28 protein-coding genes are annotated in these 25394 nt (G+C 53.6%); 3 read left to right on the top strand and 25 right to left on the bottom strand.

What is annotated here, in order from left to right:
* Positions 1-203: 203 nt before the first annotated feature.
* The 15 genes from BZK31_RS02690 to BZK31_RS02620 form a co-directional block, all read right to left on the bottom strand.
* Positions 204-2462 (bottom strand): SNF2-related protein, encoded by a 2259-nt coding sequence (locus BZK31_RS02690; RefSeq protein ID WP_029572122.1) that lies wholly within the window; start codon positions 2460-2462, stop codon positions 204-206.
* Positions 2463-2568: 106 nt separating this feature from the next.
* A complete protein-coding gene (locus tag BZK31_RS02685; protein ID WP_057419740.1) occupies positions 2569-4020 on the bottom strand; it encodes a DUF6094 domain-containing protein in 1452 nt (483 codons plus the stop codon).
* A 29-nt stretch (positions 4021-4049) separates the two neighbouring features.
* Complete coding sequence (locus BZK31_RS02680; protein ID WP_029573114.1) at positions 4050-4649, bottom strand: hypothetical protein; 600 nt, start codon at positions 4647-4649, stop codon at positions 4050-4052.
* A 66-nt stretch (positions 4650-4715) separates the two neighbouring features.
* Positions 4716-5240: a hypothetical protein gene (locus BZK31_RS02675; protein WP_029573115.1), complete on the bottom strand. Its 525-nt coding sequence runs from the start codon at positions 5238-5240 to the stop codon at positions 4716-4718.
* Positions 5241-5328: 88 nt separating this feature from the next.
* Positions 5329-5940 (bottom strand): DUF3275 family protein, encoded by a 612-nt coding sequence (locus BZK31_RS02670; protein ID WP_003317516.1) that lies wholly within the window; start codon positions 5938-5940, stop codon positions 5329-5331.
* A gap of 95 nt (positions 5941-6035) precedes the next feature.
* Positions 6036-6371 carry a hypothetical protein gene (locus BZK31_RS02665; RefSeq protein WP_054991125.1) on the bottom strand — a complete coding sequence of 112 codons (336 nt, stop codon included), beginning with the start codon at positions 6369-6371 and terminating at the stop codon, positions 6036-6038.
* Positions 6372-6847: 476 nt separating this feature from the next.
* Complete coding sequence (locus tag BZK31_RS29665) at positions 6848-7003, bottom strand: hypothetical protein (protein ID WP_003317518.1); 156 nt, start codon at positions 7001-7003, stop codon at positions 6848-6850.
* Positions 7004-7073: 70 nt separating this feature from the next.
* Positions 7074-7646, bottom strand: coding sequence for an STY4534 family ICE replication protein (locus tag BZK31_RS02655; protein WP_004409789.1), 573 nt, complete (start codon positions 7644-7646; stop codon positions 7074-7076).
* A gap of 96 nt (positions 7647-7742) precedes the next feature.
* Positions 7743-7973, bottom strand: coding sequence for a hypothetical protein (locus BZK31_RS29660; RefSeq protein WP_003425076.1), 231 nt, complete (start codon positions 7971-7973; stop codon positions 7743-7745).
* 304 nt (positions 7974-8277) lie between these two features.
* Positions 8278-8520 carry a hypothetical protein gene (locus tag BZK31_RS02645; RefSeq protein ID WP_003317521.1) on the bottom strand — a complete coding sequence of 81 codons (243 nt, stop codon included), beginning with the start codon at positions 8518-8520 and terminating at the stop codon, positions 8278-8280.
* Between the two features lie 307 nt (positions 8521-8827).
* Positions 8828-9376: a hypothetical protein gene (locus BZK31_RS02640; RefSeq protein WP_029572725.1), complete on the bottom strand. Its 549-nt coding sequence runs from the start codon at positions 9374-9376 to the stop codon at positions 8828-8830.
* A 348-nt stretch (positions 9377-9724) separates the two neighbouring features.
* Positions 9725-9991 carry a hypothetical protein gene (locus tag BZK31_RS02635; protein WP_017699420.1) on the bottom strand — a complete coding sequence of 89 codons (267 nt, stop codon included), beginning with the start codon at positions 9989-9991 and terminating at the stop codon, positions 9725-9727.
* 819 nt (positions 9992-10810) lie between these two features.
* Positions 10811-12832 carry a DNA topoisomerase III gene (locus BZK31_RS02630; RefSeq protein ID WP_003425069.1) on the bottom strand — a complete coding sequence of 674 codons (2022 nt, stop codon included), beginning with the start codon at positions 12830-12832 and terminating at the stop codon, positions 10811-10813.
* A gap of 132 nt (positions 12833-12964) precedes the next feature.
* On the bottom strand, positions 12965-13459 hold the full coding sequence (locus tag BZK31_RS02625) for a hypothetical protein (RefSeq protein ID WP_029572726.1): 495 nt from the start codon (positions 13457-13459) through the stop codon (positions 12965-12967).
* 205 nt (positions 13460-13664) lie between these two features.
* Positions 13665-14099 (bottom strand): MerR family transcriptional regulator, encoded by a 435-nt coding sequence (locus BZK31_RS02620; RefSeq protein WP_080288487.1) that lies wholly within the window; start codon positions 14097-14099, stop codon positions 13665-13667.
* Positions 14100-14191: 92 nt separating this feature from the next.
* Here BZK31_RS02620 and BZK31_RS02615 point away from each other — a divergent pair, with 92 nt between their 5' ends.
* Positions 14192-15094 (top strand): arsenic resistance protein, encoded by a 903-nt coding sequence (locus tag BZK31_RS02615; RefSeq protein ID WP_083181162.1) that lies wholly within the window; start codon positions 14192-14194, stop codon positions 15092-15094.
* A 142-nt stretch (positions 15095-15236) separates the two neighbouring features.
* Here BZK31_RS02615 and arsH read toward each other — a convergent pair whose 3' ends face one another.
* From arsH to BZK31_RS02595, 4 genes are read right to left on the bottom strand one after another with little or no spacing between them, the layout of a single operon-like run.
* The gene (gene arsH / locus BZK31_RS02610; RefSeq protein ID WP_029571621.1) at positions 15237-15971 is read right to left on the bottom strand and encodes an arsenical resistance protein ArsH; all 735 of its coding nucleotides are present in this window, start codon (positions 15969-15971) and stop codon (positions 15237-15239) included.
* Entirely contained in the window at positions 15971-16441 is a 471-nt protein-coding gene (locus BZK31_RS02605) for an arsenate reductase ArsC (RefSeq protein WP_029571622.1), read from the bottom strand. The genes arsH and BZK31_RS02605 overlap by 1 nt, the downstream gene beginning before the upstream one ends.
* Before the next feature lie 9 nt (positions 16442-16450).
* Positions 16451-17740 (bottom strand): arsenic transporter, encoded by a 1290-nt coding sequence (locus BZK31_RS02600; protein ID WP_029571623.1) that lies wholly within the window; start codon positions 17738-17740, stop codon positions 16451-16453.
* Positions 17741-17760: 20 nt separating this feature from the next.
* Positions 17761-18111, bottom strand: a complete 351-nt coding sequence (locus BZK31_RS02595; RefSeq protein ID WP_029571624.1) for a metalloregulator ArsR/SmtB family transcription factor — start codon at positions 18109-18111, stop codon at positions 17761-17763.
* Positions 18112-18405: 294 nt separating this feature from the next.
* Between BZK31_RS02595 and BZK31_RS02590 the strand changes: the two genes are divergently transcribed.
* Positions 18406-19368 (top strand): tyrosine-type recombinase/integrase, encoded by a 963-nt coding sequence (locus tag BZK31_RS02590; RefSeq protein ID WP_029571625.1) that lies wholly within the window; start codon positions 18406-18408, stop codon positions 19366-19368.
* A gap of 28 nt (positions 19369-19396) precedes the next feature.
* Here BZK31_RS02590 and BZK31_RS02585 read toward each other — a convergent pair whose 3' ends face one another.
* The 4 genes from BZK31_RS02585 to BZK31_RS02565 form a co-directional block, all read right to left on the bottom strand.
* Positions 19397-19603, bottom strand: a complete 207-nt coding sequence (locus tag BZK31_RS02585) for a hypothetical protein (RefSeq protein ID WP_074996485.1) — start codon at positions 19601-19603, stop codon at positions 19397-19399.
* A gap of 480 nt (positions 19604-20083) precedes the next feature.
* On the bottom strand, positions 20084-20464 hold the full coding sequence (locus BZK31_RS02580; RefSeq protein ID WP_005895472.1) for a COG4315 family predicted lipoprotein: 381 nt from the start codon (positions 20462-20464) through the stop codon (positions 20084-20086).
* Positions 20465-20791: 327 nt separating this feature from the next.
* Positions 20792-21784, bottom strand: coding sequence for a beta-propeller fold lactonase family protein (locus BZK31_RS02570; RefSeq protein WP_005895475.1), 993 nt, complete (start codon positions 21782-21784; stop codon positions 20792-20794).
* A 157-nt stretch (positions 21785-21941) separates the two neighbouring features.
* On the bottom strand, positions 21942-22838 hold the full coding sequence (locus BZK31_RS02565) for a LysR family transcriptional regulator (RefSeq protein WP_005895477.1): 897 nt from the start codon (positions 22836-22838) through the stop codon (positions 21942-21944).
* Between the two features lie 116 nt (positions 22839-22954).
* Between BZK31_RS02565 and BZK31_RS02560 the strand changes: the two genes are divergently transcribed.
* On the top strand, positions 22955-24124 hold the full coding sequence (locus BZK31_RS02560) for a TDT family transporter (RefSeq protein ID WP_029571626.1): 1170 nt from the start codon (positions 22955-22957) through the stop codon (positions 24122-24124).
* A gap of 8 nt (positions 24125-24132) precedes the next feature.
* Here BZK31_RS02560 and BZK31_RS02555 read toward each other — a convergent pair whose 3' ends face one another.
* Together BZK31_RS02555 and ppa are read right to left on the bottom strand one after the other, a co-directional pair.
* Complete coding sequence (locus BZK31_RS02555; protein WP_003317532.1) at positions 24133-24735, bottom strand: uracil-DNA glycosylase; 603 nt, start codon at positions 24733-24735, stop codon at positions 24133-24135.
* Positions 24735-25280, bottom strand: a complete 546-nt coding sequence (ppa, locus tag BZK31_RS02550) for an inorganic diphosphatase (RefSeq protein WP_003317533.1) — start codon at positions 25278-25280, stop codon at positions 24735-24737. Before ppa ends, BZK31_RS02555 begins: the two co-directional genes overlap by 1 nt.
* Positions 25281-25394: the final 114 nt, after the last annotated feature.

The following is a 25394-nucleotide window of genomic DNA, read 5'->3' as shown; positions in this document are numbered from 1 at the left end:
TAGGTCCCTCCAAATGAGGGCACATATTCTCCTTGAAGGATGCTTAAGGCAAGTGGCCATGTGGCATGCGCTTCAAGATAAAGACTAGAGTAAGCGTCTGTTTACATGACTCGAACCCCATGGCCTGCGGCGCTGGGGGCAGGAAGTGTGTTGCTTGGAGGCACCCGAAGGATATAAAAATGGCCACCCGAAGGTGGCCATGTTCAAGCGTTGATGAGTTGTCTGGCGAGTGCCATCTCTACGGAATCACCATCCTGGTTCAGTGAATCCAATCCAGACTCTGGAACATCCCCTGAAGTGCTCTGCGATACGGCGATCTTCTTGGCCATCAGTTGCAGGCAGGTAATCTGAGAACTGCCGATGTAGCCGAAAAAGATCACCCGGACGTCCTGCTTCTGTCCGATCCTCCATGAGCGCCTTGCCGCCTGTTGCACCGTGTAGACGTTGTAACCCGTCTGCATGAACGCAATGGTCGGAAAGTCCAGCAGGTCCAGACCTGTTTTTACGAGCTCCGGGTTGGTGATCAGTACGTCGACGCCTCGATCAACCTGGTCAAGGATCCAGTCCTCGCGCCTGGCGGTGTCCACCGATGCACGCAGCACTGCCACCTTCAGTCCCGATTGCTCGAGCACCCGCTTCATGCGGCTCGTGGTGTCTCTGGTACCCGTGTAAACCGAGTAGGCCAGAACCTTGCGGTTCCGGGCTTTTTCAGCAAGACATAGGTCCAGAAGGGCCTGTTCCTTCGGCATGAGCTCGTCATCATCGAAGACCGACGGCACGAAAGCCAACGTGTCTCTGGATCGAGGATGTTTCACCACCTCAGGTCGAAAGCAGCAGTCCGGCCATGCCAACAGCACGTTCAACACCACCCCTAACAGCGTCGTATCTCTACGGGCCAGCGCCTGCCGAAGCTCGGCGGTCAATGTCTGGGCAAGCTTACGGTGAGCCGCCTCCTGGTCTGGAGACATCGGTACGTCAATGAACTCCTCCCGGTAACCAGGTAGCACGTTGCCGCCGATATCCTTGAGTTTCAGGAACACAGTGAAGGGTAGAACGAAGCGGTGAATGCCTTTCGGGCCGAACCCCGGAGCTTTGACCGTCCGCACTGAGAGTTTCTTACCTTTGGCAGTCTTGTGAGAACTGCCATCACGCTCGGTGTAGATATCCTTCAATACCCCGTGATCCCGCATAAAAGACATCGCCGCCGGCGCCATGCTTCCTCGCGCGTTGGGCTGATAGCCGTCCTCGATCATACGTCTGGTGAGGATTCGGAACAGGAGGTAGAACAGATCGTCTGCATACCCGCCCATCAGAGTGCCGGTCAGCAGCACAGTCTTTCGTGCTTTGGCTGCGAGCACGCCCATAGCCTGACCTTGTGCCGATCCACTGTTTTTGTACTCGTGCCCCTCGTCCACGACCAGTAGGTCGAAGCACCCATAAGGTAGGTAGCGCTTGATGAACTCGGTGGGTTGGTAACCCCCTTCGCCGAACCCGAACTCGATGTTCGCCATCGCACGCTCCATGCGCTTGGCCTGGCGGTCGCTGAAGATGAAGTTGCCTTTGGCGTCCATCAGGTTGATGAACTCAGAGACATTGTCCAGGAGCATCGAGGCGAGAAAGTCTTCGCCGAAGTCAGATAGAAGCCGTTCTGCACGAACAGGTCCGATTGTAGGGATGCGACACATCGACTTTAGGATCGTGTTACGGCGGCTGCCGCCATCCGATTTGCCCGGGCGCATCAGCGTCCATAAAGCGGCATCACAGTGTTCGCAGCGTCGACGTCGCTCTTCACGCTGAAATTCATCAGCGGTGATCAGATTGCCTTCCTGGTCCTGGAGCAGACGCCCACAATCTGGACACGCTGCCAGGCTCCTTCCACCGCCGGCACGTCGCTGCCAAAAGGCCAGACGCCAGTGGAACCCCATCCGCATCCGCACACGGCCGAGAATAAAGAACTCCTGACGTCCGTCGTAGGTATCACCCAGTTGATCGCGCAGCTTCAGCAGCTTGACCAGGGTATCCGGTCCGTTGAGCACCCAGACGCGAGCGTCTGGGATGGTTTCGAGGATTTCGCGCCGCCACTTGTAGACCAGGTGCGGAGGCGCGATGACCATCGTCCTGCGATAACCAGCTCCATGCATGACTGCAGCGAGAGCGATGGCCATCATTGTTTTGCCTGTCCCCATCTCGGCATTGATGATGCCAGCCTGCTCATTCTGATCGAGCAAAAGCGCGGCAATTGCCTGGACCACTTGAGCCTGGGCAGGGAAGGGCTGTCGTTTGAGGCCGTCCAGCACCCACTGCCGAGCCGGATTGTCGATGCCGGCGTAAACCGGTGGGTTGGAGCGGTTGAGTGACTCCAGGAGTTCGTCGCCAAACTCTTCGATAAACTCAGTGAGCCCGATGTTCAAAGTTGGCACACAAGGGTGGCCTGCAGGCGCAGCCAAAGGCAGGTCGTTCATGATGTTTCTCCACTATTGGGTTAAACAGGGCATGCACGACACCACCAAGGGTATTGTTCATACCCTGAGGTGCGGTTAGATGATTGAAAGGTGTTGGTAAAGTTTCTTAGTAGTCAGATGGCAACATGACTGTTGTTGCTGAGCGATCAGACTCGGTAATGATCCAGAGTCTGGTCTCATCCTCTGCGTCGATGTCATACCCGGAAAACAATCGGCCATCAGCACTCAGTGCTTGCTGGTTGCTGTCCCAGTCGTCGTTCGAAATCTCGCCCCAATCGCCCGTCGCGTGACGCCGCAGGTACTGCCTCACGTCGAGAGAGCTATTTTGAAGCAGACTTTGAACGCTGTGCGTGACCATCACACGGCCCAGTTCAATTGAAGCGTTCTGACTACTTGCAGCAGTGTTTGAGGTGGTTTCGTGTGTAGCTGGTGTTGTCGCATCCGAGCTGATGGTCAGTGCGTACCCTAGATAGGATGAGCCTGGCGTCATATCCCATGCCCGAATCCTGGGCACAAAACGATCAGTCAAGATCCGTGTCTCAAACACGTTGCCGTCCTCGTCCTCAGTGAATTCGGTCTTGGGAACCTTATCCTTGTAAGTGTCGCCCTTGAGCACCAGGACACGCCCGGAACGAGAGGTCACTACACCAGTTATGGCTCCAGCAGCGAGTGCCAGTGCCAAGTGCCACCGTGAAAGTGCCTTCACCGGGGCCCGCGGTTGAGCGCCAGTCTGGCCAAAGTGCAGCGTAAAATCAGGCCATAGGCCTCTCAGACGAAGAACCTCTTCACTGAATTGCTCGGGTTCAAGAGTGATTCGGTAGAAGTGTTCCAGTTCATTAGCGATCGGTAGGACAGCGTATTGCTCCCATGGCCAAGTGGCCGGTAGCAGATCAGCAGCTTCTTCCCCGGATCCGATTGCCCGCAGATACTCACGCATCGCCGCCAGTTCCCGGGATCTTGCCAGATCCTGACGCCGTACCCTGATTCCGAATATCACGACCTGTTTGAACGTCCGGTCTACCGCGGCGCAGATCCGCAGCCCGGTAAAGTGATTGGTGAGCCAGCCACACAGCTCGTCGTCCAGCACGTAGTGAGGAACGATGAATACCATCACCCCTCCGTACTGAAGCAACGGCAGTGACCGTTGGTAAAATGCCTTCTCCAGCCTTTTGCGGCCGCTACCCTGGTACTGTGAAGCGCCAGAGTGATCAGCGACCAGATCCCCGTAAGGAGGGTTGAGCCAGAGCAGTCCGAAGGACTGTCGAGAGATCATGGTGTCCATCAAGTCACCCTGCAGCACTCGGTCCAGCAACGTTTTCGAGTGATCAGCGCGCTCTTTGTCGTACTCAACCGCATACGTCTCTGTTCGGTCTCGCTCCAGCCGGTGTGCGACCTCAGCCAAAGCCACTCCTTCTCCCGAGCACGGATCAAGAATCCGCATCCGTCCCGAGGCCGCCGGCAACAATGCCTGCAGAGTGCGCTCCAGAGTCAGTTCGTCAGTCGGGTAATAGCCGTTGCGTGCAAAATTACGGGCAAGCCGTGAGAACATCAAAGCCATGGTTGGCTCCTTGGACTGGTGGGCGTGAACTACGCCGTAACTTCAGTGGTGAGCTTCCCTGCGCGAATGAGTTCGCCGAGAGCTTTTTCGAGCACGTCCAGCTGCAGCGACAAACGCCAGGCTGTCACCGAGCCAATAGCTCCCGGTAGCGGGTGCAACATGTTGTGCGCAGTAAGGACCTCCATCACCGGCTCACGCCAATGTGGAAGGAACGGAAGAGGGCAAGTGTCTACGATCAGCGGCCACAACCTATCGAACGGGTCTTGGGCTTGATTGATGAGCGCGTAAGCAGAATGGTTTGCTCTATCCGGCTGCGAGCAACGCTGATCGAACAGCCATAAGTGCAGCAGGCTGCCGAAGAGCGTTCCGCGAAGCTGGCGAGTGGTGCGTTTTTCCAACAGATCCGTATTAGGGAACACCGGGATGCGTTGGTCATTCATGACGATGTGGAACTGGTCCAAGCCGTTCTCGGTGGTACCGAGTGTGAGTCTGGCCAGAAACTCCTGCATGGCCGTGTCGCGGCCCCAGGCTGATAGGAATATCAGGTTTCGCTGCTCGTCACAGACGCACGCGTCGACGTACAGATCCGGGCATTCTTCGATGTGAAAGAGTTGAGTGCGGTTCGGCATTAGGTCCTCCAAAACACGAGGGGAACCGCCCTGAGGGGCGGTGATGCCCCTCGGGATTCAATGTGTTTAGCGGATAAATTCGGGTTTATCGATTGCCGCCCGAGTTTGTTCTTCTGTCTCGTACTGCCAGCGACCATCAACGAACGCATCGCGGTCGAAGTCGTAAACTTCAAACATGACGTTTTTGTCGCATGGGTTTAGATGGGTGCAATACAGCTCACCCTCTGAATTCAAACCGGCTGCCCAGTGAGCCCCCAGTTTGAGTCGGTAACCCGGTCGACTCTTCAGCAGCATCGTGTATATCTCTAGGATCTGATCGAAACTCAAAGGCTCAGCAGCCACGAGTTTTTTCTCAAGCGGATCGAAGGTTACGGTGTTTGTTTGATACAACGGGCTTTGCCCAGCAATGAACATCTCGCATTGGAAGCGCGGTCGCATTGCTATGGCTGCGTCTGCCTGTTCTACGGTCAAGTCAAGTTCGTCGACCAGAATGTTCCAGATTTCAGAGTCAGGCGCTTCTTCGTTGTTGGTGAGTTGATCCTCAATGATATCCAGGATCGCTTTCTTGATATTTATGAAAAGCGGATGCATGTGATGCTCCTTCAGTTAGTAATGAGGAGCACCCATGAGGGAGCCCTCAGGGGATGTAAAAGTAGAAAACGCTCAGTTCTGAGCAAGGTCAATAAGTGCTGAGATTCCAAATCTGCAGCTTGAAGTCAAGCTCATACCCGAGCTCGCCAAGGCGAACACATTGTTGCCGCAGACGCTTACGGTCTACAGTTGTGTCCAGCTTGACTGAACGTCCAATCGGCCAGATCGTGCCGAACAGCTCTGCATCAGCCTCATGTGCGGTGACCTGTTTCTCAGGCTCGGATCTCGACATCCCGAACGGTGCGTCACTGCCAGCAGAAACTGATCTTCTCGGAGTTGTTTGAATAGTCGGGCGAGGTTTGGTTGACGACGAGCCTCCCGAGGCTTCTTCGTCGAGTGGGTCAGTTTCGTTGTTGGACAGCCTCTCAGCCTCGTCTGCGCTCAGGTTGGCCACATCGTCCAAAGACATGCTGTCCAGCCTGGCGCGGACTTCTACCACTAATCTGCCGCCGTTTGTGTAGTAGGAGGGACGAATTTCGGTGATAACAAAATCACCTCGATATTTGCCCTCGTGGTACTGGTCCAGCAGCGCGTCCTTGATAACGAACTCACCGATGGACGTCGAAAGTCGCCCAACGTTGAAAGCGCCGTTGCGACCGCTGATGGTGCGTATGGCCAAATAGCCGGGCAGGTTGATCATGACTACTCCGGATTATCGGGCAGGCCACTAATATGGGAGCCCGAAAAAAAGCCCGAATATTCGGGCTTGTTCGTGGTTGCAGGTTGCTAACTGGGTCAGCAAAGATAGAGCGGCTTTTCATCCCTCAGCGAAATACACAGGTACGAATTACCGTGTACTGCATCAATGCGATGGAGTTTTAGCTCCAGCCATTCACGCCCTGAGCGGTCACCGTTAGGTGGGAAACGATAGATACCGAAGTCTATCTGGGTTTCATCGGGTTGCAGGTGGAGTTCACGATACGCTTCGAGTACGACTTCGCCTAGGCGAGTGCCGACTTCTGCAATATGTGATGGGGCTTCCAAGTGAACAGATTCATTCCATGCGGAAGGCGTCAGCACAACTGGCAATTTCAGCAAAGTGGATGGCAAGTGGTTTATGGCGGTGGACATAGTAGTTCTCCAGGTGCGGGTAACCACCTGGCCCGACCGGGTGGTGAATTACCCGGTCAGGTTGGTTTTCGTTCTTGAGAACGTTTGGTTAGAGTCTTTCTGTCACAGCGGATGGGCTATCAGGATATATATCTATCCCGCACCATTCCCGAAGAGTCCAGTAAGACCTGAGGAGTGCAGCATCTTCAATATACGAGCTGTGGTCCGGTGTGAAATTCTCAACGTGGTCCAATAGGGCCAAGTCTTCGAGCTTGTCCAGGACATCCTCCCAATACAAACTGGAAAAGCGATCCGGAGGCGTATCTTTGTTCAAAACCTGTTGATAGATACTATCTTGAGTGTGTGCTTTTGAGATCAGCAAAGCGAGCTCAAGTCGCAAGGTAAGTCTATTAGTATTACTGTCCATAGGAGCTCCAATATAAGGGCCCCGGACCCTTAAGGGTGGGGGCCTTAAGGGTAAAGTAGAAGGTTTAGTGTCAAGAAGTGATCACCATACCTGTCATTGCAAGAAAAGTGGCGACCAGTCCTCCTGCGCCGATCTGTGTCAGTAGTTGAGCGGAGAGCTGTTGTCCAAATTCCAGAAAAAATATGCTTAGCACTGTAAGCACGAGTGTAGCGATAGCGAATTTCATGAAGTCGTTACCTACTATGTGGAGAAAAGAAAAGGCGCCTGCAGGGCGCCTTGAGGTTGTAAAAAATCTATCAAGCGGCTTGTTTCTCTCCTCGTCCTGCGCGAGCTGGTTTTGCTCGTGTTGGCTTAGGGGGAGTAGCAGCTGGAGTAGCCACATCAGTTGGTTCGCTGGAGGCAGACGCCTCGGATTGAACGACTGGGGTAGCTTCGGACTCTGAACTTTCAGAAGAGGCAGGTGCTTCTTCTTTCTGCGGAGCCTGATAGACGTATTCACCTTCAACTTTGATCCAGGCAAGGTACAAGAGACGGCCTTTGAGGCTGACACCTGCTTGGCCCTGCTTAGCACCACTGCTGTAAGTAAAAACATCAGCCCAGATATCGCCGATCCGGAAAGAGACAAGAACCTTCTTCTCGGCAGCAACAGCTTCCTGGCAACGGCGAATCAGCTTGTCAGCTTCAGCACCAACCACGTTGCAGTCAATGTAGGCGTACTCAGGTTTCTCAGATGTGCCTTTGAGGGCAGCTACTGTCACAGCCATGAAAGGAGCGCCCTTACGAGGCTTCACTTCACGAATGCGGTTGAGATAGCCAATGCCGACGGTGTGCAGGTCGAAGTATTTGGTTTCGTTGGTAGAATTGCTCATGATGTATCTCCAGTTTTGAGTGTTCAAAGCGGAGATACACTTCGCCCAGGGGGAAGGTATTCCCCGCATGGGTGGTAAAGCGAAATTTTACGACAATCAATGCATGAATCTGAACGCAGTAAGCATAACGCCTACAGCAGCAGTCAGCATGACGGCCATACGAATGGTGAGTTTCAGTTCGAGTCTAGACTCGAGAGTGTCGATGTCGGCTTTTGTCGCGAGTTGCGTTTGCATATCCGACTCCAGAGCATCGACGACTGCAGCGGCGCGGTCTTCCGGAACATCGATTGAAATCAATGCTTGGTACAGCGCAATACTGCTTTTCATGAAGGTCTCCTGCTGGGCACGAGACCAACCCTACGGGAAAGGTCCCGATGGGGTGAGAGAATCATTGTGCATCCATCAACCAGATAAACTGATCAACCGTTCGCGCTTCCGAATGCTTTGCGAACTGGGGGTTGGATTAATGCGAAAAACGCATCGTAGTCATGAAATCCAGACTACCTCGGGCATGTTGCTGACAACGTCAGCGGTACATGGCTTTAGAATCCTTTAAGGGCGATTCGTTTGTCAACCCTCCAAATGAAAAAAGCCCCTCAATACATGAGGGGCTTGCCAAGGGTGGGGAGTATTAGGCAATGAGCTGGTCCAAAGGACCCATCACAGGGGCCTTGACTGGTGGTTCAGCATCCTGCTTTTGGGATGTTTCAAGCGCCTTCGATGCGCGAGATTTCCGGGGTTTCTTTACGGGTTTGGCTTGAATTTCTTGCATGTGGTGATCATACCAGCCAGCAAGATCGACGTGTTTGCATCGAGCCAATGCCGGCAGGCGGTATTGTTCCCACTGTTCGTTGGACATCACAGGTTCAGGCATTGTCCTGACTTGCTGTGGTGCGACTTGCACTGGTTCAGGATTAGGCTTATGAGTGACTGCACGGATGCATTCACGCAATGCTGTACCAACCATAACGCCAAAACGAAAGCTTGCTGTACTCATGATGTTTCTCCAGGGAAAATTGCGGAGAACACCGCCCGAGAGGGGAGTGATTCCCCGCTGGGTGAGTGACGCGTTTAATGTGCATCCATCGGCGTTTGAAACACCGATCGTTCGCGCCTCCGGAAGCTTTGCGAACTTTAGGTTGGATCAATGCGTAGAACGCATCGTAGTCGTGAGATCCAGACTACTTTCGACGAATAGTTGATAACTCCAACGCCTTAATCCACAAAGCTTTGAGGAGGTTACGGATAGGTTTGCTTGCGTATAACATTTCTTGTTGACGCCATTGTTCATTCATAAGCTCCCATTCCTCATCACTCATCGCGAGGGCTGGATCACTTATTTCAAAGACTTCAGCATCAGTAAGGTCACAATCTTCAGGTCCATAGTGCTCATAAACCTCTGGCCCAGTGAACTCAAAACAACCGCATGGGCAGGTGTCTTCAGTAAGACCGTGACTGCAGATTCCATGGCTTCGATTAATTTCCCTTGCCGCCTTGATTTCTGACGGGGAAAGATAATCATAGTCCAAGCGTGCATAGGTAAACGCATCTGCTGCTTCAAGCGCCAGTTCGTCATCGCCGAAAGTCTCAATCATCTGAGAGCAGAAATGCTCAAAGACCATCGTTTCGTATGTCGGAAATTGACGGCATGCCTCGCCATAAAGCATATCAACGCGTTTCGTGATTTCAACATTCTGAGATGCTGAGTGCATAGCCGTGTGATTCGACATGGTCAGTCTCCGTTCAAATAGTAGAAAACGGAGAAACTTGTCCCTAAGGGAAAGTATTCCCCGAGGGCAGGTGAGTTGTATGACATGACTCAGCCAAGCCGAGTGCAGCGTTGCGGGCGATGTGAAATATGCATCCATCGGTAACCAATACCGATCGTTCGCGCCTCCGGAAGCTTTGCGAACTTTGGGCGGGATCAATGCGTGGGACGCATCGTAGTCGTGAGATCCTGACTACCCGGGCATGTTGCTGACAACGTCAGCGGTACATGTCTTGAGAATGTGAATTCTTTGAAGGCTTGTCAAGCACGAGCTGTCGGGTTTGGCCACGACCAGCGTGAGATGCTTGTGTCAGAGCTCTCTACGACAGTATCTTCCTTCTGCTTGACTTGGTTCGCAGGCAGCAACCACGGCATTTGTCGCATCAATCACGGACTGCAGTCGACGTGTGATCATCGGGATCTCATCATGCTCCAAGGCTCCCCCTACTCTCAGAATCGCAGCGAGTTCTAAGGCTGCCTGAGCCGCTTGGTTCTCAACTGTTTCTGGTCTTACTGGAGATTGCTTAGACGCAAGTTTAGTGATCATCCAGTCAAGCACTCCCTTCAGCACACTCATGTTAATTCCTAATATTGATGAACGCAAAATACAGCGTTCCTTACTGACTCAGTCCCGCAAAAGCGAGGCGTAATTAGAGCTTGTTTTATTCACGCGAAAGAACAACCTGTTGGAGGAATTTCACGCGAACAGACGCTTTATCTGGCTGGAGAAACAATGTTGTTCTAACGCTGACTCAATGGGAATCGTGCTGAGAGCTATCTCATTGAAGACGCTAGCTCTCAGCCGATGTGTACTTTGCAACAACTTGTAAAGTTTGCCACCTGTGAGCGCTAGCTCAGCGAGGATCCCTGGGCATTGATCGCACGCATTGCTACATCGACATCACCCGGCCCGTTGTCGTGGCTTGGGCCAGTTATCAAAAGGCACGCATTCGCGCACAAAGGGAACCCGTTTTTTCACCGGTGGGCGCCGGCAGCGAAAAGTGGCTACCTCGGAAGGTAACCTGGTCATCCAGCGTTGCGAGATGACCAGGTTACCTGCCGAGAGAGTCGGAAGCGTTTTTAAAAAAAAGTGGACCGCAACACCAGTGCGGCCCTGAGACGACTATGCATCGAACCTTCTGTGAACTCTGTGTGCCTATGAACCCGCTTTCACGAGTTAGACGGCTGCGTGTCTGCTACTGAACAGGGAGACACAGGGAGAATTCACAACAAGATCTGTACGCCCCTCCCGATGCTTTGCGTACTTTGGGGGAGGAGAATGAAGGCAAGGCCGACTTCTCCAGGGTGTCACTGATGACCGTCAGTGACCAGCGGGGTGGAACTGGTAGTAGCCCCATTGTGGCACATCATTTGTAACCCCGCTATCACCAGCCTCTCAGCTGCTCTTGACAGTAGCGGCTCGGGGCTTGGCTGACTTGCCAGGTGATTTTTTCTTCCCTGTACCAATGTTCACCGTACCTTTGCATTCGGGGTAGCGGGAACACGCCCAGAAAACGCCTGAGGATCCTTTACGCTGCGAGGTTTTCGCACTGCACAAAGGGCACTTGGGACCTTCGGGCACTTTGATCGACAAGGTGGTGCCTTTGTATTGTTCGACGAGCCTGGTGATCCAGCTCGATTGTCTGGCGATAAAATCATCGAGCGTCAAGGTGCCTTGCTCGATCATCGTAAGCGCTTGCTCCCATATCGCAGTTGTGCCGGGATCGGCCACAGCAGGAGGGACCGCATCAATTAGCGAGAATGCTGCTTCAGTTGCTCGCAGCGCGCTACCTTTCTTGATGAGTGACCCTCGGTCTATCAAGCCCTGAATCGTGCCTGCGCGAGTTGCTTCAGTACCAATACCGGTGGTTTCCTTGAGCTTTTGAGCCAGTCGTGGATCCTTCACCAGCTTGGCAATGGTTTTCATCGCTTTGATTAATGTACCTTCGGTGTAAGCCTTGGGCGGCTCAGTTTTCAGCGATTTGAGATGCAGGTCCTGAACGTCACACCGAGTGCCAATTTGCAGCACTGGCAGGATCTGAGAGCGGCCGCCACTGTCATCAGCCTCTTCTTCGGACGATGCAGAAAAAAGAACCTTCCAGCCTGGGACCACGATTCGCTTGCCCACTGCTTGCAGTAGAACGGCATTGCATTCGAAGGTGGCCACGGTCCGGTCGTACTCATGGGTAGGCAGGAACTGCGCAAGGAAGTGGGCGCGGATCAATTCATAGACCTTGCGTTCCTTCTCAGACATTGCTGAAAGGTTTGCAGGTTCAAGCGTGGGGATTATCCCGTGGTGGGGACCAGTGATTTTTTTGTCATTCCATGCCCGGGAACGTTGCTCCGGGTCGATCAGTTGCAGCGTCTTGCCGATGGATGGATCAGTTCGATTCAGAGCATCGAGGACCATCGGCACTTCGTCAAACATGCTCTCCGGCAGGTACCCGCAATCGGTCCTTGGGTAGGTCGTCGCCTTGTGAGTTTCGTAAAGTGACTGTGCTACGTCCAGCGTCTCTTGCACACCCATCCCAAACTTTGCAGAGCACACCTCCTGCAGGGTGCTCAGATCGAACGGGAGCGGAGCTGGATCCTTGCCACGCTTTGTATCAACAGAAACTGTTGAGGCAGCCTGACTACTTTTCAGCGCGGCCAGTGCAGCAGCTGCAGCAGCTTGATCAAGGCAACGGCCTTCCTCATCTACCACGTACTCATCGGCGACCCATTTCGCTAAGAACGATTGTCCTGCCGTCCAGAGCTGAACCTCGACACTCCAGAACGGTTTGGGTATGAAGTTCGAGATATCCCGGTCGCGGTCGACCACCAGGCGAAGGGTCGGTGTTTGGACACGGCCCACGGAGAGCACACCGGTGTACCCGGCCTGTCGGCCGAGCAGGGTGAATAGCCGCGAAAAATTCATACCGATGAGCCAGTCCGCTCTGGAGCGAGCGAGCGCCGAGAGGTACAACGGGTAGGTTTCTGAGCCTTGCTTGACGGTGTTGAGCGCTTGGCGGATGGATGCTTCATTGAGCGCAGACAGCCATAGCCTCTGAATCGGTCCTCGGTACCCACAATACTCGATCAGTTCGCGCGCGATCATCTCCCCCTCGCGGTCAGCGTCTGTCGCAATGACGAGCTCGGTAGCCTGCTTGAGAAGCTGCTTGACGATCTTGAACTGACTGGAGGTTTTCGGCTTTACGAGCACTTTCCATTCAACAGGCAGGATTGGAAGTGTATCCAGGCTCCAGTTTTTCAGGTGATCGCCATAGGCATCCGGTGGAGCCGTTTCCAGCAAGTGCCCAATTCCCCAGGTCACGGCCACACCATTGCCCTTGATGCAGCCGTCACCTCGTGTCTTGGCCCCGAGTACGGCGGCGATGTCTTTACCCTGGCTGGGCTTCTCGCACAGATACAAACGCATAAGGACTCCGATGAGGTCGTTTTACTCAAAGGAGAAACATTGCCTGCTTGAGAAGTTATGCGCCTTAGAAAACCCTATACTGGTCCAACAGGGTTATCTGAAGCGCCTCACGCGTCCACCGAATGCCGTCATTTATCCTATGATGTTGATTTGAACCTGCTCAGGTCTAACATGGTAGAATTTCGAAACCGCAAGCTTTGCATCCTCCAACGACATTGCCTTCCTTAAAACTCCGTCTAGGTCGAAGACCTCTGGAGGTTTACGAGATCCATTTAGAAAGGCGTCAAAGTCTGTCACTTGAGAAGATGTCAGTTCCGTACCTGGACGGTAAGTATCCAACAAGTAATTTACCTGCTCCTTGGATAATCCAACTGTCCCCCCTATTCTCAGAGTCCAGTCAATCATCTTGCCTTGCGATCGGTTTACTATCCTCCGGTCCCATCCTGTAACTTTGTAAAGTTCTGCGTCCCCATCTTTATTATATTCAACTACATATTGAATGCGAAGTGCATCCTCGTCCTGAATCTTTTCTGGAAGCTTCATCTCCCAATCTGGAACTGAAACAAATCCATAGGGGTACTCATTCTTTTCATCATATTGGATAACGTAAACTCTTGGTCCAGTCATTGACGCAATTCCTTTTGATAGTGGCGATTTGATAATAGCAGTGAGATTCCTGATAGCAAGCCTGATGACTCTGCACTTTTGATGATCGGTAGGAGGTGCGCTTCGAGAGAACCTCCGATCCAAGCGAAAGCTAATTTAGGGTGATAAAATACGTTATAAAACAGATGTTTTTCTATATTTATCATAGACTTAAAATTTAATCTGTCTAAGAGCAGCAACCCGAACCAGTCCCAGCAGCCGGTTCAAACAGGGACTCTACGATCGTGCAATCTGGAGTGCTCGAGCCTAAGCAAGTCGACTCGCACCTGCCTGCCATCGAGAGCAAATCGATCCTTATTTGCTGGAGCTTGGCTACCTTCGCCTCTACTTCCGCTAGGTGTTTCCTGACGACCGACAACGCATCAGCGCACGGACGCTCAGCATCTGCTGCGAGCGCTATGAGTTCTCGTATATCGTCGAGGGGAAAGCCCAATTCACGGTTCTGGCGGATGAAGATGAGTCTTGATCGATGCTTCTCGGTATAGATTCGATGCCGCCCTGCTGACCGCGTAGCCGGGGGTAGAAGGCCTATTTTTTCGTAGTAGCGAATCGTTTCAATGTGACAACCCGTTGATTTCGACAGTGCTCCGATTCCTAGCATGCAGACTCCCAAAGATTTTGTTTGAACCTGTAGTGGCTACAGATATTAACCTTCTCAGTCGAGAAATGATCACTCACGATTAAGGGCATTTTGTGGACAGAGAACAGCTAGAGAAAAACCAGATTCCCGTTTACTTTGTGGCGGTCATTATCGCGGCCATTGGAGGCCTGCTCGCACCTCACGCGGCTCAAGCTTTAGGTGCAATGGTGACGCCGGCCATAGCAGTACTGATGTACGCAATGTTTTTACAGATTCCGTTCTTGGATCTCCGGGACGGGCTCGCCAATAAGCGCTTCATGGCGGCGCTGCTGACCGCGAATTTCCTAGCCATTCCCTTGTTGGTCTGGGCGTTGACGACGGGACTAAGCAATCATCCCGCGATTTTGGTAGGTGCTTTGCTGGTTCTGCTGACGCCTTGTATCGATTATGTGGTGGTGTTTACCCATATCGGGAAGGGCGATTCCAAACTGATCCTTGCAGCCACTCCATTGCTACTTTTGCTCCAGCTTGTGCTGCTGCCGCTGTACCTTGCCTTCATGCTGGGCGACGACTCTGCAGTAGTCATATCCATCGGCCCATTCATTGAGGCCTTTGTGGTGCTGATCGCCCTGCCTTTGGTTTTGGCGATAGCAACGGCTGCCGGGGCGAAGCGGTCGCGCTTTGTTGACGGCTGGAATAGCGCATGGGCTTGGATGCCTGTGCCGGCTATGGCTGCTGTGCTAGTTGTAGTGATTGGCTCGCAGATTTCGGCAGTGGTCAGAGACATAGATAAGCTGCTACCTGTGATTCCTGTCTACATCGGCTTCATGCTCCTGGCTCCATTGGTGGGTGCGCTGGTTGCGCGAGCATTCAAATTGCCAGCTATCACTGCCAGATCAGTTGCATTCAGTAGCTCGACACGCAATTCATTAGTCGTTCTACCTCTAGCATTGGCTTTACCCGAAGAAATCAGAGGGCTAGCTGCAGCTGCGGTCATTACTCAAACGTTGATTTAGTTGATAAGCGAGCTGATCTATATCAGAGCCATTCCTGCGTTGGTGTGGCGCAAAATTTAGGTGCCTATGACTTATCCGCCCGCGCCGTAGCTACTCGTTGGGCCTGTTAGCGCAATGCGCTAACAGGCTTGTGAGCCCAAGGCTAAATAGACCGCTGGTTCACCCGTTTGGAAAGGGCCTCGGCGTCTTCCTTGCGTTCCGAATAGCGGTCTACCAGGTAACTCTCTCGACCTCGTACCAACAACGTGAATTTCACCAGTTCCTCCATCACGTCCACTACCCGATCGTAGTAGGCAGACGGCTTCATGCGCCCGGCTTCGTCAAATTCAAGGAAGGCTTTGGGTACCGAGGATTGATTCGGGATCGTGACCATACGCATCCAGCGGCCCAGGATACGAAGCTGATTGACCGTATTGAAGGACTGGGATCCACCACATACCTGCATCACAGCCAACGTCTTGCCTTGCGAAGGTCGTACTGCGCCCAACGCCAAAGGGATCCAATCGATCTGCGCCTTGAACACGGCCGACATTGACCCATGCCGTTCCGGCGAACACCACACCTGACCCTCGGACCACAGCACCAGGTCGCGCAGCTCCTGGACTTTTGGATGTTCCACCGGTGCATCATCAGGTAACGGCAAACCTGAAGGGTCGAAGATGGCCGTCTCTGCACCCATGAGGTTCAGGAGTTGCGCTGCCTCTTGGGTCAGCAACCGACTGAACGAGCGCTCACGGGTGGACCCATAGAGCAACAGGATGCGAGGCTTGTAGTCGGGCTGCATACCCTGGCCAAGCTTCTCAGGCGTAGGCGCATCGAGCAGAGTTAGGTCCAGGCTGGGAAAGTCTTCCGGATATTCGGATGTAGGCTCGATCATTACAATGCTCCAACCCTGTCCAAGGCATGCTTGAGCTCTGTTGAACTGAGCGCGTCCAAGTCCAAAGCAAAGAAGGCCGTAAATCGGTTCCGGATAGTTGCCACGGTAGCATCAAAGGCTGCCTGCTTCTCCTCATCGCTGCCAACGACATCCGAGGGATCAGACAACCCCCAATGACTCTTGATAGCTGGGCCAAAATAGACGGGGCAGGGCTCGCCTCCAGCCTTGTCACAGACGGTGATCACAACGTCAGGCGGATTGTCCTGGAAGCTCTCCGAGCCCTTGCTATGTAGCCCTGACGTATCGATGCCGAGCGCTTGGAGGGTACTGACCGCCTGAGCATTGAGTCGTCCGCTCGGAAAGCTGCCGGAGCTCACTGCTGTGACGCCTTCAGGGGCCAGGTGGTTGAACAGCGCTTCAGAAAGCACGCTCCGACAGCTATTGGCGGTACACATGAAAAGGACTTTCATCGATTACTCCTAGGCTTGGATGCTGAGCCACAGGGCGAGTGCGGCCAAGGTAATAAGCAGAACAGGGATGGTTAGCAGGCTGCCAACCTTGAAGTAGAATCCCCACGTGATGCGGATGTTTTTTTGAGCCAGTACGTGGAGCCACAGCAACGTGGCCAGGCTACCGATCGGAGTGATCTTGGGCCCCAAGTCGCAGCCGATGATGTTGGCGTACACCATGGCCTGATGGACCACGCCTGTGGCCTGACTGGCCTGGATCGATAGGGCACCGAGAAGCACGCTGGGCATGTTGTTCATAACAGACGACAGCAATGCAGCCACCACGCCGGTACCCATAGTTGCAGTCCACAGGCCCTGTTCAGCGAAGACATTGAGCAGAGACGTGAGAGCGTCCGTGAGCCCTGCGTTGCGCAGCCCATAGACCACCAGGTACATCCCTAGCGAAAACACCACGACCTGCCACGGTGCATTTTTGATAACCGTACGGGTAGAAATAACGCGACCTTTGCCGGCTATCACCAGAAGGATGAGTGCGCAGCTGGCTGCCACCGCACTGATGGGGACCCCCAGCGGCTCCAGCGCGAACAGGCCGACAAGCAGTAATGCCAAGACCCACCAGCCGGCTACGAAGGTAGCCTTGTCACGGATGACAGTCTCAGGTGCATCGAGCTGCTGCGGATCGTAGGTGGTGGGTATGTCGCGCCGATAGCACAGCCACAGCATGAACAAGGTCGCCATCACGCTGACCATGTTCACGGGCAGCATCACCAAAGCATATTCAGCGAATCCGATTTGGAAGAAATCCGCTGACACGATATTGACCAGGTTGGACACCACCATCGGTAGGCTCGCGGTATCCGCGATGAAACCTGCAGCCATGACAAAGGCCAGGGTGGACGCCGGGCTAAAGCGCAAGGCTGTGAGCATGGCAATGACGATGGGGGTCAGGATCAACGCAGCGCCATCGTTTGCAAACAGGGCCGAAACAGCGGCGCCCAGCAGGATCATCAGGATGAACAACCGGATGCCTTTGCCTTGGCCCAACCGTGCCATGTGCAAGGCAGCCCACTCAAAGAATCCGGCCTCATCCAGCAACAGGCTGATGATGATGACGGCGATGAAAGTAGCCGTTGCATTCCACACGATGGCCCACACCGTGGGTACGTCGCTTAGGCCAACCACACCAGTGAGCAAAGCCAGTACTGCACCGCCGGCGGCGCTCCAGCCAACTCCCAACCCCTTCGGCTGCCAGATGACAAGCGTAAGTGTCAGGACAAAAATTGTGATTGCAGCAACCATATGGGTACTCTCAAGCGAAGTCAGCAGCACGCGGCCTGACGGACGGGACGACCTTCCATTGATGCAAGACGGCTTGCGTCCTGATCGATCCAGGACTGGTTAGCACTGCGTGTTATCTGGAGCACTTCCAAGACCCATTCGGGCAACTGGGTATGTAAGCGGTAATAAATCCACTGTCCCTGACGACGGTCCTCTAACAAACCGCAATTACGAAGTTGGGCTAAATGGCGAGAGATTTTCGGCTGACTATCATCCAGCGCCCAAATCAGCTCACAGACACAAAGCTCATCTTGGGCAGTGAGCATCAGCATGATGCGTGTACGTGTTTCGTCCCCAAGACATTTGAAGACGGTCGCCGGTGACAGATCCATGAGCAGTCCTAAGAGATGTGAATATTCGAATATACGAATATACACATTCTTTTCTGATCGCGCATCGTAAGGAACGATTTTGTTTATGCCGTCCTGTCAAGACTGAAGCTCCTAAGTAGGTCGATTTATGACCTTTGGCGCCTGATCAGACCCTTTGGCTAATTAGTGGTGATAAAATAGGTTATCACCAATTATTGCCGTTTATCCGATCTGCGTACGCCGATAGCTTAGCGCGTTGCTTTGGTGACTGGGATGACCATCAGTGATCGTAGCTGTGCCAACAGAGAGATAGATATGCATGAACTGACGAAAACCGCCCAGAACGATCAGCGCAGGCTGACGTCAGTCGAATTTCAGACACTGGCCCGGGTGCCGGCCGCAGTCGAGTGGTTTGCCAACCTCGACAACCCTCGCACACGACGCGCCTACCAAAATGACTTAGAAGACTTCTGCGGATTTGTCGGTTTGGCTTCGGCCGATGAGTTTCGTGTGGTGACCCGATCGCACGTTCTGGCCTGGCGTGCCCAGCTAGAACATCGCGGCTTAGCGGGAGCGACGATCCGGCGCAAATTGGCCGCGCTGGCCAGCCTTTTTGATCATCTCCTGGAAAGCAATGCAATCGCCGGCGGCAATCCCGTGCACGGAGTAAAACGGCCGAAGATTGAAAGCAACGAAGGCAAGACTCCGGCATTGGGCGATCACCAGGCCAAAGCGCTGCTCGAAGCCCCGGATGAAACGACGCTCAAAGGGCAACGCGACCGAGCGCTATTGGCTGTTCTTCTTTATCACGGGCTACGCCGCGAAGAAGCGGCGCTGCTGCAGGTGAGCGACATTCAGGAGCGCCGCGGTATTCAGCATCTGAAGGTTCACGGCAAGGGCGGCAAGGTGCGATACCTCCCGTTGCACCCGATCGCAGCCGGGCGTATTCATCAGTACCTGGAAAACTCAGAGCATCATCTGGCCGAACGGAAGGTGCCACTGTTCATGCCGCTGCGAGGTAAATTGACCGGCGCCGGTATCACGGCAAACGGCATCTATGCCGTCGTCACGGCCTACGCGAAAAAGGCCGGGATTGAGGTCGACGGCCTTGGGGTTCATGGACTCCGAGCAACGGCAGCCACCAACGCCTTGGAGCATGAAGCCGATATCGCCAAGGTCCAGGCCTGGCTGGGTCATGCCAACATCAGCACGACCAAGATCTACGATCGGCGGGAGAACCGGCCGGAGGATTCACCCACCTATAAAGTGAAGTATTAATTGAAGTGATCGAGGCCTAAGCGGCAGCTCACCCACGCGCACTGCCGAGGATGTGGTGCAACGCTGCCCATGGATGATGACCTTCCACATCGCTGGCTGGACAGGTGTCGGCATGTAGAAAGGGGCTTTCGCTGTCTTCCAGCGCTTGGCTTTCCATGCAGCCAGTGCATACAGCACGTCCGGCAACGATCGACCATCGACCGTTCCATTCCTCAACACCTCGTTCAGTCTCCACTGTTTCGACTCCTCAGCGTACGTTTGTTAGATGCTGAAGGTAGCGCTGTGCGGGCCGGTTTGATACGCCCAAAACCATACCCTTGTTTTGAGTTGTAAGCCATGCGCACCAACCAATAAAGCGACGCCTGTTGGTCGGCTTATTAACGGCAGCTTTCGGCCATAAGCAGACCTTCGCCCGCATATTTACGATGCCCTACCGTTCTAATTGGCGTTGCCTCAGAATATCGGTCCACTGGCGGCTGGATGGAACCACCATGCGCATCGTCACAGACTCCCGGCCAAACGAAATCCTCAGGCTGGCGTTACAGGAATACGTCCAAGGTGTACCGTACCTCGGCCCCATTTTTCGTTGAAATGATCCATCAAAGATTTATGAGGCGCGGCGGCTGTATGTTGGCGAAAATATCAGGTGTGTATTCTTCTGGTTTGCGCCACTGACAAAGCCAGTGGCGTAAGCCAGCCTATTAATTATTTGACGTTACGGCTTGGCAACGTGCCAGACTTGGTTGACGCCGTCACCGGTTGTATCCCCTGGCTTGGTATCTTTGACCCAGCTGTAAAGTGGCATGCCTTTGTATGCCCATTGTTTTGTGCCATCGTCTCGAGTGACGACAGAGTAATCATGCCCCGCTTTCGCGTCTGCGGATACCGGTAAAGGTGGCCAGTTTGAAGCGCATGGCCCATTGCAGACCGACTTGCCCGAGGTGTCCTTACCGAAGGTATAAAGAGTCATTCCTTTCGCGTCTACGAGTACTTTTCCCTTGTCCGTTTCAGCAAGCTTGACTGGCGCATCGGCGAGCGCCAAACCCGACATGCAGCTGGCGGCAACAGCGACGGTGAGAATCATCTTTTTGAACATATGTATTTCCTTTGGTCATTTTTAATTTTTAGAAGACCCACCTGCTTTTGAAACGGCAAGCGATCAGATAGTAGACGAGCCACAAACAGGTTAATTCGATTCCGTAGAAAAAACGTCCCGATATCATTTTTTGCTGGAATGCTGGGCTCCCCCCCCCCGGACCCTGTGCCTTCCTCAATTGAGCAAAGCGACGCTCACGGTCAAGCATCACTAGCTCATCTCAATGAGCGACGGCGATCCATCATCCAGGACTCATCATTTTCACTCATTATTATTCACTTGGTCGTGGAGTATCAGCAGGCCCCCATGAAGGCCTGCGCTGTTCAATCAGTCGGCCTTGAGCGTCGACACCACCTTGTTGCTGGCGAGATCGACTGTGGAGATACTCAAGTCCTCATTGAGGACATACGCCTTCGACTTGTCTTTGGTGAAGACAATGGCTTGGCGGGGTGCCTTCAAACCGGTCACAGTGGTGGTCACTTTCAGCGTTTTGGTGTCGATCACTGAAAGGCTGTTGTCACCGAGGTTACCCGAGTAGACGTGCAGCCCGTCTGGAGTGAGGGCTGCGCCGTAGGGGTCTTTGCCAACCATGACGGTGGTTGTGATGGCGCGTTTTTGAGTGTCGACAACTGCGATGCTGTTACTGCCGCTGTTAGCCGCGTACAGCGTATTGCCGTCCGCCGATATGGAGATGGCGCGCAACTTGTTGAAGCCAGTGATCTCACCTTCAATCGTATTGGTCTTGCTGTCGACCAAGGTAATTTTGTCCCCAAGAAAGTTGGTGACATAGACGGTTTTGCCGTCAGGGCTTACTCGGATGCCCTGGCGCGGTTGGGAGAAGCCAAGTACCACAGCTACTGGCCGCTGGTGATCAAGGTCAATGACCGACAGCGTGCTGGCCGCTTCATTATTGACGTAGAGCAGGCTTCCGTCCTTGCTGAGTGTGGTACCAAAAGCACCTGCGCCCAACGGAATATCTGCGATCACTTTTAAAGTCTTGGTGTCAATCTTGCGCACGACCCCCAAACTGCTGTCGGAGAGGTAGAACACATCGCCAGTTGGCGAAAACACAATATTTCGCGGCGTGACGTAGCCGGTGAGAACCTGGCGAACCTTACCGGTTTTCAAATCATAAACCACTACATCTGGACGCTGACTGTAAGAGACCACCGCCGTCGTTTCATCAGGGCTGACGGCCAGCGAGTTGTTGTGAATATCGCCGTCAAACGTCCAGCGATCTTGCGCGGCCCACGCGCTCATCGATGCGGCCAACGCAACACCCAACGTCAGGGCTGTGACGGTTTTCTTTATCACATTCATCAGAGTTTCCTCATAGGGTAAGCAAGGCACCCAGTCGCGCCTTGGCATATACAACTCGTTCATCGCTGCAGGGCAATGAGTTGACTTTATGCGTCGTTGATAAATTCCGGAAACAACTTGTTTTGGTAGCTCTTACCTGTTTTATAAATAGGTCTAGCTATTCCTGGCTCACGAATTGACTGCAGTTTTCCCAGAATCGCTCAAGCCCAGGCGAGATGTATTTGTCCCGGTGGCGGATCAGAAAAAAACGTCGGATCAGTGCAGGCAACGCGTGCGGCAGTTCAACCAGAACTTCAGAGGCCAGTAGATCCCGAACGACCCAGCGGGACAGGCAACTGATGCCGATGCCTTGTGCGAGGGTATGCTTGATGGCCTCTGAACTGCCGATCTGGCGCGTTTCGGCGAGATCGTGCAAATGACGCAGCAGCAATTGTTCGACTTCTTCACGGGTACCAGAACCTGGCTCGCGCAGTAGCCATTCAGCGGTACGAAGATCATCAAGTGTGACCTGCTGCTTTAGTGCCAAGGGGTGCCGTTGGCCTGCGACAATAAGCAACTCATCAATAAGCCAAGGCTCGGCACTGAGTTCGGGCAGGTGGCAAGGCCCCTCGATCAGGCCCATATCAATCTCGAAATCAGCGACTCTTCTTGCGATAGCCATGCTGTTGGCCATGTCGACATCGACCCTCAAATGTGGTGTTGATTGACGTAGCTCACCGAGAATCAATGGCAGAACATAATTGCCTATCGTGGTACTGCATCCTACCCGCAAGCGTGTCTTCAGCCCGGCATGGCCGGGTAAGAAACTGGCCTCTATCTGTTGTGCATTCTCAAGCATCCTTCTGGCTTGAGGCAGTAAGGCATGGCCGTTATCGTTCAGCACTAAACGCTTGCCTACACGGTCGAACAGCCTGGTATCCAAGGCGCTTTCCAACTCGTTCAGTGCGGCGCTGGTTGCAGATTGGGACAGTGACACCGAAATGGCGGCGCTGGTGGTGCTACCGTGCTGCGCGACGGCGCAGAAAATTTGTAGCTGGCGTAGGCTTAGCTTCAAGTAATCTACCTTCTTAATAGGTAATGTAAACCTATACTATCCGTTTTACCGCTATGCCCATCAAGCTATACTTCAACCATGTCATATTGTAGGCACACTTAAGCGGGAGCGCGAAAATGAGTGAGACACGACTCGCAGCTATAATGGGCGGCAGCCATCCACTGGCGGCTTTGTCCAATCCACGAGAAGCGATCCGGCAGTTCACACCCAACTGGTTCGCCGCCACGATGGGCACCGGGATTCTGGCGCTGGCTCTGGGCCAACTGCCCTTTGTTGCGCAGTGGCCCAAAGCGTTAGGGGAAGCCTTGTGGTTTTTTAATATCGTGCTGTTTTGCCTGTTTACGCTGATGTACGCGAGCCGTTGGGTATTGTTCTTCGATGAGGCCAAACAGATCTTCGGCCACTCCACTGTATCGATGTTTTTTGGAACTATCCCCATGGGATTGGCGACCATCATCAACGGTTTTCTCCTTTATGGTTTGCCACGCTGGGGGGGTGGGGTAGTCGCTTTAGCCGAAGTGTTGTGGTGGATCGATGTCACCATGGCATTGGCCTGCGGGGTGCTGATCCCGTATATGATGTTTACTCGCCAGCAGCACAGCATTGATCAGATGACAGCGGTATGGCTGCTGCCAGTAGTTGCGGCTGAGGTGGCTGCCGCCAGTGGCGGTCTATTGGCTCCTCACCTCGCTGATGCGAGCGCACAGTTCACCATGCTCATCACCAGCTACGTGCTGTGGGCCTACTCGGTGCCCGTCGCCTTGAGCATACTGGTGATCCTGTTACTGCGCATGGCGCTGCACAAACTACCTCATGAAAGCATGGCAGCATCAAGCTGGCTGTCTTTAGGGCCGATCGGTACCGGGGCTTTGGGGATGTTGCTGCTGGGCAACGATGCTCCAGCAATCTTTGCTGCTCATGGAATGGCAAGCATCGGCGGCGTAGCCGAGGGCATTGGCTTGATCGGTGGTGTGCTGTTCTGGGGGCTGGGATTGTGGTGGATGGTATTGGCGCTGCTAATTACCGGGCGCTACTTCAGGGAGGGCATTCCCTTCAACCTCGGCTGGTGGGGCTTCACCTTTCCGCTGGGAGTGTACGCCGTAACAACCCTCAAATTGGGCTCTATGCTGCACCTCACGTTCTTTAGCTTCTTTGGCGTGGTGCTGGTGTTGATGCTGACTGTCATGTGGATGATCGTCGCGGCTAAAACCCTGGCTGGTGCCTATCGCGGCAACTTGTTCGTCTCGCCGTGTATCCGCTCGCTGAGCAAGGCGAGCAAAACCTGAGCCTTTGGCTACTTGATCGACTGTTTGGCGTGACGCAGTGTGGACAAAATGCGCTGCCTAACATTCGGGTGAGTGCAAACAGAAAGGGGACTTGGGTGTGGCATTTCCAGCAATGAAAAATTAGGAAAGGCGAGCCGAACACGCGGTATGGCTTTTTGGGCAACACGTCCGGCAAACACGATAGTGACGAGATCAGGGAAAAGCGTCAGTAGCGTGATCAGCATCTCGATACCTTCCTCAATTTGCGCTCTGCGGAGCGGACCCTTGGGCTTATCGAGATCTGGTAACCAAGGGTACAAATTCCAAAGGACGGTTTTGTGACGTGCCAGTCCAACCTGCTCAATGAAACCTTTCAGGTTGCGTTGTGCAGGCCCCGGATTGTCTCTTGAGACATACCGTGGAAGACTGACCGTTCGAGCGGGCGATTCCAACAAGATCAATACCCTTGCGAAGACGCCGCCATCCAGTGGATCGAAATACGGTAATGTTCTTTCGCCCGTGGACTGGGCCATTACCCAGCGCGTCAATTCAGCAGTTTTCGGCAGCAGCAAAAAGTCTTCTCTTACCTTCAGAGAAATTTCCTGCTCTGCGCTCTTCTGATTGAGTAACACTACTTGGAAGCCTCCTTCTTCAGGTTATAGGCCGCTACCGATTTACGAATATCTTCCCGCGCTTCGTCTGCGCTCCCCCAGCGGCCCATTTTCACCCACTTACCCGGCTCTAACGCTTTGTAGTTTTCGAAGAAGTGCTGAATCTGTGCGAGGAGTAACGCAGGGAGGTCAGAGCATTCCTTTACATTGCTGTACATAGAGCTGAGTTTTTCATGAGGCACTGCGATTACCTTGGCATCCGCACCAGCTTCGTCCGTCATGTACATCACACCTACTGGGCGACTGCGGATGACAACGCCAGGTGATACCGGGTAAGGGCAAATCACGAGGACGTCCAAAGGATCGCCGTCATCGCTCAAGGTATTTGGAATGAACCCGTAGTTAGCCGGGTAGAACATCGGCGTGCTGAGGAAGCGATCAACGAAGATCTGTCCACTTGGCTTGTCCACCTCGTACTTGATCGGCGAGTGGTTTGCAGGAATCTCGATAACGGTGAAGAAGTCATCGGGGATCGCGTTACCAGCTGGAATATCCGTGTAGCTCATGCTCATATCTCCAAGCGTCTAGGAAAGGCCAATGCCACTGACGTTTTTGCCAACAGCTATACGTGGTTCGTTTTTTTACGGTAACCAGTCCAACAGGTTTACCGGCGATAGGCC

Origin of the sequence: Pseudomonas floridensis, from assembly GCF_002087235.1 — a bacterium.
Taxonomy (GTDB): domain Bacteria; phylum Pseudomonadota; class Gammaproteobacteria; order Pseudomonadales; family Pseudomonadaceae; genus Aquipseudomonas; species Aquipseudomonas floridensis.
The sequence above is the reverse complement of the archived record's forward strand: the minus strand, read 5'-3'. Positions and strand labels throughout refer to the sequence as shown.